Below are 12,044 nucleotides of genomic sequence, written 5' to 3' on the forward strand. Positions count from 1 at the left end.
ATGCCCTGTCGACGGCGATCACCGATCCGGATCCTGCCGCAGCCAAACGCGCCTTCGAAGCGATGATGCAAATGGGCAAGATCGACATTGCAGGCATTGAGGCGGCGTTGAAAGGTTAGTCGTCTTCGAAACGCCCGATGCCTTCGCGATCACCCGCGTAGTGTCGGGTGAGCGGGAAGGGCGGCAACCAGGATTCGCGGCGCACGGTCCAGCTTTCGTAAGTGGGTTTGAGTTGGTCGGGTGCATCGAGTGACCCCAGATTCACTTCGATTTCGTCGCCGCTGCGCGCAAACACCGACGAGCCGCAACGGGGGCAGAAAAACCGTCCGGCGTAGTCGCGGGTTTCGCCCTTAATGGTCACCGCCTCCTGAGGGAATATCGCGGAGGCGTGAAACAACGCCCCATGGTGTTTGCGACAGTCCAGACAATGGCAGAGGCCGACCCGGTAAGGGCGGCCCGTCGCCACGATCTGCACGTTTGCGCACAGGCAACTTCCGGTGAATCGGTCCATATTGCGCCTCCTCTCGAATCGAGCGTTCATGAAGCATAGGCCGTCACGCGCCTGTCATTTACACCTGATAGATTCTGCGCGCCGCTTCGGCCCACTCAAGGCGACTCTCAGGTGTACTCAAGCACAACCCGCCAGCCAATTATCCTGCGCTCCGACGACATGCGCTGCGACGACTTTGGTGCAGTGTTTTCAAGGATGTTCGGCAACCTGTATGCCGACTCTCCACCGCCGCCGCGTAACATCATCATCGGTGGGGTATACGGCCGGCACGAAGGCGTGAGTTTCAGACGCATGCACTACCGGGGGGATTTCTCGGTCGACTTTCCCGAGCCTCTGGACGAGATCACTTTCGTCATTCCCACGGCCGGCAAGATCATCTTCAATCACGCCACCGAGTCGGTCGGCTTTGGTCAGATCGGCTTGGCCATCGACAAGGCCGATGTGCGTTCGGTGCGCTTTATTGAGAATCACGCGCAGCATGGCATTTCGATACGGCGCGCACTGATCACTGAGCGACTGTCGACCTTGCTGGGCAAGCCGATCCTGGAAAAAGTCGTGTTCGAGCCGGTGGTGGATCTGAAGGTGTCGGCCTTTCAGGGGATCCGTGCGCTGGTGGACCTGGCCACAGGCGCCGAGTTTGATCTGCTGATGAATACCGGTTCGCTGATGCCGTCGCGCCTGCGCGAAATGCTGGTCGATGCCGTGCTGGAGACCTGGCCGCACAACTTCACTGAAGCCCTGCGTCGCCCGGCGCCGATCATCGCGCCGCGGCATGTGAAGCTGGCGCTCGAATTCATTCAGGCGCATCCCGATAACCTGGTCAGCGGTACGGAACTGGCGAGCCTGACGAACGTCAGCCTGCGTGCGTTGCAGGACGGTTTTCAGCGTTTCGTCGGGATGTCGATCGTGGCTTACCAGCGGCAAGTGCGTCTGGAACGTGCCTATGGCGTGCTCACGCAAGGCGTCGCGCCTTCGGTGACGGAGGTGGCGTTGCAATTCGGTTTCAGCAATGTCGGCAGGTTCAGTCAGTATTTTCAGAGTGCCTACGGTGTCAGTCCGGTAGAGGTGAGGAAGGGGGTGCGGGTACGGCAACCGGCCTGATCGTTCGTGGTTCAAACCGCCGCGATGGCGGTTTGAACCGGTGGAGTTCCGTTAGAACAGATAACTGGCCTTGAGGCTGCCAAAACTGCCGTGGCTGTCACCGCCGCCCATGGCACCGAGCTCGGCACCCACGCTCAATGCGCCCAGATTTGCCATCACATTCACCCCACCCAGGAACTGGTCGCGGTTGTCGAAAGCGGCGCGCTGTTCGACGTCAAGACCCAGCAGATGGCCTTCGCTGTCGATTTCGTTGTCGCCCAATACGTGTTCGTAACCGACCTGTACACCCGGCACCAGTTGCCAGGCGCCAACGCTGACGGCGTTGAACGAGGCGTTGAGGTTGGCCACCGCGCTTTTGCGGGTCTGGTTGATGTCGTCGACGTCGAGGGCCAGCTCGCTGCCTTTTTCCTGGAAACCCGCCAGGTTCAGGTGACTGATGCGCACGCCGAGGCTCGGTTCCAGGGTCACGCCGCTGACCGGTACGCGGTAACCCAACGCCAACGTGGCACCGGTGAGGTTGCCGTGGCTGTCGCCTTTGGCCGTGCCCAGACCGCCGCCGAGGTCGCGGCTGCTGTCGTAGTCGATGTAGCCGGCGCTGGCGTCGGCGTCGATAAACAGACCGCGCTCCAGACCGTTCGGTGCAAACCGCGCACCAGCGCTGAGGAAAGTCAGGTCGGTGTCCGCTTCGCCCCCTGCGCCGCCGACGCTGCCCTTGCTGTAGCCAAAGCCACCGTAGGCGCTGAACTGCTCGGAGAAACGCTGTGTCAGGCCGATCATCAGGCCCTGGCTGTGCTCGTTGCTGCTCTCGGCGTGGGCCGAGCCGTCAGTGCCCAGATAGCCCGCCAGCGCGGTGCTCCACAACCGGTATTGCCCGGCCTTGAGGTCAATGCCGCTGGTGAACGGCGCCGCGGCCTGATCGATCATCGTGTTTTGACGCAGCAAATAGCTGGCGGCATCGGCATGCACCTGGCCGCCGACGGTGGACTGCACACCGCCAAGGTCACCGGCGTCGATGGCCGATTGCAGGTAGTAGTTGTAGTCGCTGTAAGTGCCGGACAGGCGGGTGTTCTGCAATTGTTGCAGCAGCTGCGCACCGGCCGCGGCATTGCCGACAAAACCTGCCTGGCCCGGCAGGCTGTTGTACTCGACCATCTTGCCGCGCAGCACGTAGATCGTCTCTTGCGACAGACCCAGGCCTTGCTTGAGGTAGTTGTCCATCGTGCCGTACTGCGCGGTGACTTCGTCCAGGCCGGCTTGCAGGTAGCTGGCCTCTACGCCGAGCAACGGCGCATAAATCGCCGCCATGCTCGGCGGCAACGCTTTGAGGGTCGCGGCCATGCGAGCAGCGGTGTAGTCGTTGGTCGCCAGGTAGTCGCTCATGATGGTTGCGCTGTCGACCCCGGCGATGCTTTGCAGCACGGCGGCGGTCCAGCCGGTGCGGTCCTTGCCAGCGGTGCAATGGAACAGTGCGGCGCCGTCAACCGCGGCGAGTTCATTGAACAGCCGGGTGAACTGGCCGCGCATCCCGGCGTCCCTGACGAAGGCGCGGTTGGTGTCTTGCATCATGGCGAGGGCTTCGGCGGCGCTGTGGAACGAGATGTTGGTGATGTTCGAGCCCGATGCGGTGGCGCCGATGATGTCGATGTTGCTGTAGGTCGCCCCGCTGATCAGGGTGTCGGGCGTGGCGGCGATTTCGCTCGGCGTGCGCAGGTCGTAGATCGACTTGATGCCCAGGCTGTTCAGGGTGGTCAGGTCTGCCGCAGACGGGGTCAGTGCATTGGAGCGATAGAACACCCCGGCGCGCATCGTGCCGTCGTTGGCTGTGGAATAGGCGGTGGTGGTGCCGGCGACATCCCGGAAATTGTCCATGCCCTTCAGGCGCGGGGTGTTGAGCGGGGCGGTCTCGGCAGCCTGGGCGGCGGCGATGGACAGGCTCAGAACGGACAGCGAACACACAAGACGTTGAAACACGATGCAGCCTCATTGATCAAGCGGTGGGCTGGCTACTATCTGATTCGAAATGACGCTTAATGTTACAAACTCTCGGTGGCAGAAAATGCCTGCGCGATCTGTCCAGAAGGTTCGTTTTCTGTCTGGTCAGCTGTTTTTTGGGGTGTCCAAAAAACAAAACCGGACCGCAAGGGGCCCGGTGGTGTGCAGCGATGAAGCCTTCGTCAATCAGTACTGGGCGCGTACGCTCAGGGTAAAGGTGCGCGGGTCACCGTAGAAGTTGGTGCCCCAGGCCGCATCGACGCGGTCGTAGTACTTGCGGTCGAACAGGTTGTTGGCAGTCAGTGTCGTCGACAGATGATCGTTGAACTTGTAGCCGATCTGGGCCGTGGTGACGGCATAGCCAGCTTGTTTGAATTTCACGTCACGCTGGTAGTACGTTTCGCTGACGGCACGCACGCCACCGCCGATGTTGAAGTCCTTGAGCGGTCCGTCGGTGAAGTCGTACTTGGTCCACAGGTTGTAGTTGTGCTTGGGCGTGATGGTGCTGAAGGTCTTGCCTTTGTTGGCGTCTGCGGCTTCCAGGTACTTGGTGCTGGTATAGGCGTAACCCGTGACGATGCTCCAGTTGTCGGTCAGGTTACCGCTCAACTCGGTTTCCCAACCCTGGCTGCGTGCCTTGCCCTCGGTCATGTAGGCACCGGTGGAGTCGTCGTACTCGGCCCGGTTTTCATCGTAGATGCGGAATGCAGCGATGCTGGCGTTCAGGCGACCGTCGAAGAACTCGCGCTTGAGGCCGATCTCATACTGTTCGCCTTCGCGGGGGCCAACCGGCTCGCCATCACTGCCGATTTCGCTTTGTGGCTTGAATACGCCGGTGTAGCTGAAGTAGGTCGACAGCTCCGGGGTGATCTTGCCGATGATAGCGCCGTACGGCACGACTTTGTGGGTGATGCTGGTGTGCGCTTCGCCGTAGTTGTTGAAGAAGGCGTTCTCGTTTTTCGCGTCGCTTTCGTACCAGGTTACGCGGCTGCCGCCGATGACATCGAGCCAATCGGTGACGTTGAATTTGGCGCGAGTGTAGAGGCCGTACTGGTCGGACTTGGACCAGTTGCCGTTGACGTGCTCGTAGTCGTTGCGTGGAATGTCGATGCTGCCCGGATCGTACACGTTGATCGGAAAGTACTCGCCACCGCCGTAGGTGAAGTCCTTGTCCAGATGCTGGTACTCGCCGCCCAGGGTGAACTCGTGCTGGCGATCGGCAAATTCGAATGGTGTGGTGACGAAGCTGTCGACGCCGATGGTCTTGATGTGGGTGTAGTAGTCGTACGCCACCGCCCAGCTGTCGCCGGTCTCGGGATCGACCGGACCGTCGGCCCAGGTGAAGTTACGCTCCGGGGTTTCGGCATCGCGGTAGGTCACGGTGGTCTTGAACTGACCGCCGTTGTCCAGCGCGTGGTCCACTTCAGCAAAGGTTTCCCAGACTTTTTCGTTGAGGGTGTTCCACTTGGCATCGACGAAGGTCGAGCGGGGGACGTCCAGCATGCTGCCGTCGGAGTAAGCCGGGAGGCCGAATGCCGGGGTGGAATTGTTCTTCTGGAAGGCGCCGCCGACCGACAGGGTGGTGGCCGGGTCGAGGTCGAACTCCAGACGACCGTAAACCATCGGGCGTTCGTTCTTGGCGTAGTCGACGTAGGATTTGTTGTTCTCGTAGGCGGTTACGAAACGCCCGCGAAAGGTGCCCTGGTCGTTCAACGGGCCGGTGACGTCCACCGAGGACCGGTAGTGGTCATAAGAACCGCCCGCCACTTCGCCACTCAGGGCAAATTTGTCCAGGGCGCGCTTGCGCACCACGTTGATCGTACCGCCAGGTTCGCCAGCGCCCTGATACAGGCCCGACGGACCGCGCAGCACTTCGACGCGGTCGTACATCGCCAGGTCGAAGCTGGTGGACAGGTCGCCCTGACCGGTCGGTTGCGACACGCCGTCGACCTGCACCTGGTCGACGAGGAAGCCACGCATGTAGACGTCGTTGAGGCTGGAACCGGCGTTGTAGGTCTTGATCGTCACGCCGGTGACCTGGCGCATGGCGTCTTGCAGGCTGTTCAGGTTCTGGTCGTCCATGCGCTGGCGCGTAACGACGGACACGGACTGCGGGATGTCTTTGACCTTGATATTGCCCTTGCCGATGCTGACTTCATCGCTGGTGTAGGAGTGCGTGCCTTCGGTGGTCGGCCCAAGCGCCAGGCCCGTGATCGAAGTGGCACCCAGTTGCAGCGTGCTGGAGTTGTCCGCCGTCGGTACCAGTGAAACCGTGTTGCCATTCAGTTGAAAACCGATGCCGCTCCCCAGCAGCAAGGTTTTCAGTGCCTGCTCCGGCTCCAGGTTTCCGGACACCGCAGTCGACTTGAGGCCGTTGACCATGTCCTGGCTGTAGAGAATCTGCAGGTTGGTCTGTTGACCCAGTTGGCGCAATGCACTGGCCAGCGACTGAGACGGCACGTTGACATTCACCGGCGCGGCTTCAACCTGGGAGGTGCCCAGCAGCAACAGGGTCAGCAGCGCGCCCGGCAAGACCGTTCGAAATTTCTTTTGCCGTTCGATGGCGAGTGCCAGCGGTGCGCGGGACAGAGTAAGGCTTTGCATTGCTCGAATCGCTCCAGAAGGGGGTGTGCAGATTTTTTGTTAATGATAATTATTATTAGACGGGCCGCTTCGGCTAAACCGGAAAACAAACTTCAAAAAACAATGACCTGCGTGTCGACTGCCGCTGTCAGGCGGCGGTGCGCTCGGTCACGACCCGCCCCGATGCCATGCGCACCAGTTGATCGGCCATGTCGAAATAGCGGTCGTCGTGGGAGATGACGATGATGGTTTTTCCCAGGCGCTTAAGGTCCGGGAGCAGCTCGGTGTAGAAGATCCGGCGGAAGGTCGGGTCCTGGTCGGCGGCCCATTCGTCAAACACCAGCACCGGGCGTTCTTCGAGCCAGGCATTGACCAGCGCCAGGCGCTTGCGCTGTCCGGTGGACAGGTCGGTGGTGCTGAAACGACCGTCGTTGACGCTGACCTTGTGCGCAATCTCCAGCCGTTGCAGGTATTGATTGGCGTCTTCCGGAATGTGCTGATCGCCTTGCACCACGTCATCGAACAGGTAGTAGTCGGCGAAAATTGTGGTGAACAACTGGCGATAATCGTCACGGTTCTGCGCGTCGATGCCTTGACCGTTGAGCAGGATGGCGCCCTGCTGCGGCGCGTAGAGGCCCAGCAGCAGTTTGATTAGCGTGGTCTTGCCACAACCGTTTTCGCCGACGATGAATATGATCTCGCCTTGTTCGATGGTCAGGTTCACCGGCCCCAGGCGAAACGCTTCGCTGCCCGGTGCGGCCGGGAACGCATAGCTGACATTGTCCAGTTGCAGGCGGTTGACCACGCTCGGCGCGATGCCTTTGTCGTTGAGCAACAGGTGCGGCTCGGGTGAGGAAAACTGGCTCGACAGCTCGGCGATGCGACGGAACGCAATGCGTGCCCGGCTCACGATCGGCAAGGTGCTGACCAGATGTTCAATCGGGCCTTTCATGTACAGCAGCACCAGCACGAAGCCGCTCATGACTGCTTTGTCGGCGCTCGGCCAGAACGATTGCAGGGCCAGTGCCAGGCCGATCACCACGAAGAACAACATCGAGCCCAGGGTCTTGGCGATCACGAAGGTGTTGATCGAACGCACTTGGGTGTTGCAGATGAAATCGGCCGTGCCCAGGATGCCCGACTCGAACATGCGCTGGCGACGCGGACGGTGAATGCGCAGCTCCTTGGCGCCACCGGCGATGGCGTTGTAGTGCTTCTGCAAGTCGTCTTCGGCGTCGCGGGCGGCCATGAAACCCTGGATGCCCTTGCCCTGTGCGTAGAATTGAATACCGCTGCCGATGGCAATCGCCACCACCATCATCAGGAACATCGGCCACGACAACATGGCCAGGTAACCCATGCAGCCGAGGGTCACGGTCAGGGAAATGGCCAGGGGCGCGAAGGCGAAAGCGAAGTCGCTGATGGTGTCGACGTCATGGGTCAGCACCGGGATCAAGCGATGGCTGCGGTAGCGCTCGATCTGTTCGATGGGCGCTGAAAGCACCTTCTCCCCGAGCTCTTTGCGCAGCTTGGCGATGATGTGCTGGCCGACGTAGTTGGTGCCGATGTCCGAGCAGATCGAGCTGCCGAGCGCCAGCAGGCACAGACCACCGAACAGGGCGACCACGCCTTGGGTCAGGCCATCCGCCGAGTGCAGCGCGTTGTTGATCGTGGCCAGCAGCACCGTCACGCACAGACCGCCGACCATACCCAGAAGGATCGACAGACTGACAACCAGCCGGAACGGTTTCAGGAGGGTGAACAATTCATGAATTGCACCACGCGTTGGCTGGGTCATGAGCAGAGGGTTCCTTGGGTGTTGAGGCAGATACCCAGTAGAACGTCTGATGGAGGGCTTAATTTAAACGGTGGACGATGCAAAACCTGTGGGAGCGAGCCTGTCAATCAACAACGATGTCGGATGTACCGGCCTGATCGCGAGCAAGCTTGCTCCTACAGGTTGGGTGTCGTTCGAGAACTTTGAGTTCGACGCAAAAACTGTAGGAGCTGGCTTGCCAGCGATGGCGGCCTGTCAGTCAACAACGATGTCGGATGTACGGCCTCTTCGCGAGCAAGTCTGCTCCCATAAGGGTTGGGGAGGAATCAGAGCGTGCGCACGACGCGGAAACCGATCCAGTCGCCACGGGTTTGCGGGTCGATGTCGTTGCGGTTACCCGAGCGGGAAAACACGGGTGCTTCGCCCCAGTCGTTGCCGCGAATGCGCAGGGTGTCGCAGTTCGGTTCGGTCCAGGAGCTGCCGTCGGTGGGCGCGCCAACGTAGTCCGGGTGGTAGCAGTCGGCGATCCACTCGTAGACGTTGCCGTGCATGTCGTACATGCCGAACGCATTGGGCGGGTAGCTGCCGACCGGCGAGCTGTAGCTGTAGCCATCGACCGGGCCGTAGGTGTTGGCGTGGGTGGCGATGCTGTATTCGGTGCCCGGGTCGAACGGGAAGGGGAACGGTCCGCTTGAGCCTGCACGGGCGGCGTATTCACGCTGGGCCTCGCTGACGATGTGGTAGTGCTGACCGGTTTTCATCGACAGCCACGCGACATAGGCGCTGACCTCGGCGAAGTTCATGCACACCGCTGGCTGGCGCGGGCCCTGGGGGTAGCGCGGCTTGCTGTTGATGCACTCGCGACCGGGGCGGGTGTCGCCGTCGGGCAGGGTGGTCCCGGTTTCCTTGAGGTACTGGCTCCACTCGCCAGCGGTGATCTGGTAGCGACTCATGGCGAAGGGTTTGTCGAACGTCACCTCATGCAGCGGACCTTCGTCGGGCTCGCGACCGAGCTCGCCTTCCGGGGTGCCCATGGTGAACGTGCCTGCCGGCAGCACCACCATTTCCGGGCAATTGCGGCAATCCTTGAAAACCTTGCCTGCCAGTGGCGGGGTATGGGCCTGGGCGAGGCCCGGCAAGGCGCTGCCGAGCACGGCCAACAGCGTCAGCGCGCCGAGTTTTTTCAGGGTGCTTTTCATAGTGGCTTTCGCTCAGTCAGATCTGGTTGGCCAACAGTTCCATCAGACGGTCGATGTGCGCTTCGGTGTTGAGCAAGCCCGGCGAGACACGAATGATCGGCCCGACATCGCGATCAACGGCGTCGCACACTACGCGCTGGTCCATCAGGTAGTTTGCGACCTCCTCACAGTCCCGGTTCTTGATGCGGAAAAAGGTGAAACCGGCCGAATACTCAGGCGACAGCGGCGTGACCAGCTCCACCGACGGGTGCGCTTGCAGACGCTTTTTCAGGTAGCTGTTGATCTCGTGGATGCGTGCAGCGACGTCGGCCTTGCCCAGTTCCAAGTGCAGCTTGAACGCCTCGGTCAGCGCCCAGCGGTGCTCGAACGAGTGATAACCGCCATAAGTCATCACCGTCGAAAACTGAGTCGCTTCGGAGAAGGTCGGGATGGTCGGGGTGACGTCCTTGAGCTCGTCGGAGCGGGCGCAGATGATCCCGGTGCCCCGTGGGCCGAACATCCATTTGTGGGTGCCGGCAATGAAAAAGTCGCAATGCATGTCCGGGAAATCGACGTTCTCCACGCCGAAACCGTGCACGCCATCGACCACGTAGAGGATGCGGTCCTTGTCGTCGCGGCCGCGGTTTTTCTCTTCCACCAGTTTGCCGATCTCGCCGATGGGTAGCTTCACGCCGCTGCCGGAGTGCACCCAGGTCATGCCCAGCACACGGGTCTCGGGGCGAATGTTGCTTTCAATCGCCGCCAGCACTTCGGCGGTCGAGACCTTGGACGGGTCTTCGAACAGTTTGATTTTGCGGACCTGGGTGCCGTCCTTCTGGGTGCGGTATTCGAAGACGCTGTTGGCGGCGTAGTGCTCGTGTTCGCTGGTGAGAATTTCCTGATCCGAGCGCACGTGGATGCCCGCGTAAATCATCGCCAGGCCTTCGGTGGTGCTGCCGGTCAGGGCGATCTGCGACGGCTTGGCTTTCAAGTAGCGACCGGCCCAGACGCGCACTTCTTCCTCGCGCTTCTCGGTTTCGCCACGATGCCAATCCATCGCCAGGCCCGGGTTGCGGTCGAGGTTGGCGCGGTGCATTTCGATGGCTTCGCGCACGGGACGCGGGTGCGAGGTCACCAGGAAATTGGCGAAGTGCAGGTAGTTCGGGTCCTGGGTGAACAACTGGCGCAACTGGTCCCATTTGTCCTTGGGCAACGGCGCGGGGCTGGCGGCCAGTGCCGGCAGATTCACGGCCGAGGCCAAGGGGATACCGGCGGCCAGGATGCCGGCCTGCTTGAGGAATGAACGACGGTTGGTCATGGATTCGGTTCGCTTTGGCAAAAGTAAAAATCAGTTCTGGACGACGGGCCGGGAGGACTTCTGCACCTGGTCCCAAACCCGCAGGAAATTGCCGCCCCAGAGCTTGGCGATGTCGGCTTCACCGTAGCCGCGGCTGATCAGTTCGGCGGTCACGTTGCGGGCCTCGCTGACGTCTTTCCAGCCGTCGAGGCCGCCTCCGTCGTTGAAGTCAGAGCTGATGCCGACGTGGTCGATGCCGATTTTCTTCACGGCATAATCGATGGCGTCGCCGTAATCCTTGAGGGTGGCCTTGGGTTCTTCGTCGAGGATCGAATAGAGCTGGCTGGCGTACTCGCCGAAACGCTGTTCCGGCCAGACGGTGATCACCGGGTCGCCGGGCATCAGCGCCATCTCCAGGCCTTGCAACGGTTGCAAGTCGAAGCGGGCGCGCAGGGCGTTGAGCTTGTCTTGGGTGGCCTGGCTCAGCGGGCGGATGTAGGTCGGGAAGCCGACAATCTGCACCACGCCGCCGCTGTGTTTGATCAGCTGCATTTCCTGGTCACTGAGGTTGCGCGGGATGTCCACCAACGCTCGCGGAGCCGAGTGGGACGCGATCATCGGCGTGCGGCTCAGTTGCGCGACTTGCTCCAGGGCCTTGGTCGACATCTGCGACACATCGATGATTACGCCCAGGTCGTTAAGGCGCTGCACCGCTTGTTTGCCGATGTCCGAGAGCCCGCCGAGGGCATCCCGTGAATCGTTGAAAAATGGCAGCGGTCGCGACGAGTCGGCCCAGGCGTTGTTGCCCACATAACTGAAGCCGAACATGCGCATGCCTCGGGCCGCCCACTTGTCCAGCACATTGAGGTCATTGCCCAGCGGGTAGGCGTTGAGCATGCTCATGAAAATCGCGAACTTGCCTTCACCGTGCAGGCGACGGAAATCGTCGGGGGTGTAGGCGATGGCCACTTGATTGGGAAAGTCGCGGACCATCGTGCTGATGATCTTGTAGCGGGTCTCTTGCTCGTGCCGGGCTTCGTCGATGAAACCGGCAGTAGGGCGATGGGGGGCGTTGGGGCCGTTCCAGATTTCCGGCCAGCCGAAGATCGTCAGCGCTGCGCCGGACAGGCGACCGCGCCCGGTCTTGACCAGGTCGAACTGGCCTTCGCCGTCCTTGTCCACCTCGTTGCCGGCGGTACCGAAATCAATCGGCACGGTGATGTGGCTGTCGAACGACAGGATGCGCTCCTGCAAGGCATCGGCCTGTTTCATCACCTTGACCGGATAGCCGGGATTGTCCTTGAACCAATAATCCCAAGCCGCGTAGCCGGCACCCGCGCTGATCGCCAGGGCCAGCGGCAGGCCGATGTAAAGAGCCTTTTTCGAACGTGGTTTTGTCATTGCCGTCTCAGTCGGGGTCGCCGTCAGGGTGCAGGCGCGGGGCCTTTGCTATCTGGGGGGAACGAGTGGACGGGCTGAGAATTTAGGTGTTTGTGCCGGCCTCTTCGCTGGCAAGCCAGCTCCTACAGTGAAGCCGTTAAATTTGTCGGCGCAACAAACGTTCTAGCTTGGATAAAGCCTGCTCCATGGCTGACACAGGTAGGG

Annotated in this window: 8 protein-coding genes and 1 pseudogene; 2 read left to right on the forward strand and 7 right to left on the reverse strand. The window is 61.2% G+C overall.

Going from position 1 to position 12,044, the window contains the following annotated elements; translation table 11 throughout:
* Positions 1 to 5: 5 nt before the first annotated feature.
* Positions 6 to 119, forward strand: a pseudogene (locus CKW19_RS18070) (VOC family protein); the annotation flags it as partial.
* On the opposite strand, the gene CKW19_RS18075 reads toward CKW19_RS18070, so the two are convergent.
* Positions 116 to 511 (reverse strand): GFA family protein, encoded by a 396-nt coding sequence (locus CKW19_RS18075; protein ID WP_095059073.1) that lies wholly within the window; start codon positions 509 to 511, stop codon positions 116 to 118. The pseudogene CKW19_RS18070 and the gene CKW19_RS18075 overlap by 4 nt on opposite strands.
* A 159-nt stretch (positions 512 to 670) precedes the next feature.
* Between CKW19_RS18075 and CKW19_RS18080 the strand changes: the two genes are divergently transcribed.
* A complete protein-coding gene (locus CKW19_RS18080) occupies positions 671 to 1,612 on the forward strand; it encodes a helix-turn-helix domain-containing protein (RefSeq protein WP_371856298.1) in 942 nt (313 codons plus the stop codon).
* Positions 1,613 to 1,663: 51 nt separating this feature from the next.
* On the opposite strand, the gene CKW19_RS18085 is transcribed toward CKW19_RS18080, so the two are convergent.
* The 6 genes from CKW19_RS18085 to pvdM form a co-directional block, all read right to left on the reverse strand.
* Positions 1,664 to 3,583 (reverse strand): tyrosine-protein phosphatase, encoded by a 1,920-nt coding sequence (locus CKW19_RS18085; RefSeq protein WP_095059075.1) that lies wholly within the window; start codon positions 3,581 to 3,583, stop codon positions 1,664 to 1,666.
* Between the two features lie 207 nt (positions 3,584 to 3,790).
* A complete protein-coding gene (locus CKW19_RS18090) occupies positions 3,791 to 6,208 on the reverse strand; it encodes a TonB-dependent siderophore receptor (RefSeq protein ID WP_095059076.1) in 2,418 nt (805 codons plus the stop codon).
* A 127-nt stretch (positions 6,209 to 6,335) separates the two neighbouring features.
* On the reverse strand, positions 6,336 to 7,985 hold the full coding sequence (locus tag CKW19_RS18095) for a cyclic peptide export ABC transporter (RefSeq protein WP_095059077.1): 1,650 nt from the start codon (positions 7,983 to 7,985) through the stop codon (positions 6,336 to 6,338).
* Between the two features lie 305 nt (positions 7,986 to 8,290).
* Positions 8,291 to 9,163, reverse strand: coding sequence for a formylglycine-generating enzyme family protein (locus CKW19_RS18100; protein WP_095059078.1), 873 nt, complete (start codon positions 9,161 to 9,163; stop codon positions 8,291 to 8,293).
* A gap of 16 nt (positions 9,164 to 9,179) precedes the next feature.
* Positions 9,180 to 10,460 carry an aminotransferase class V-fold PLP-dependent enzyme gene (locus CKW19_RS18105; RefSeq protein ID WP_095059079.1) on the reverse strand — a complete coding sequence of 427 codons (1,281 nt, stop codon included), beginning with the start codon at positions 10,458 to 10,460 and terminating at the stop codon, positions 9,180 to 9,182.
* A 30-nt stretch (positions 10,461 to 10,490) separates the two neighbouring features.
* Positions 10,491 to 11,840: a pyoverdine-tailoring dipeptidase-like protein PvdM gene (gene pvdM, locus CKW19_RS18110; protein WP_095059080.1), complete on the reverse strand. Its 1,350-nt coding sequence runs from the start codon at positions 11,838 to 11,840 to the stop codon at positions 10,491 to 10,493.
* Positions 11,841 to 12,044 lie beyond the last annotated feature (204 nt).

The organism is Pseudomonas sp. Irchel s3f7, assembly GCF_900187615.1.
Lineage (GTDB): Bacteria > Pseudomonadota > Gammaproteobacteria > Pseudomonadales > Pseudomonadaceae > Aquipseudomonas.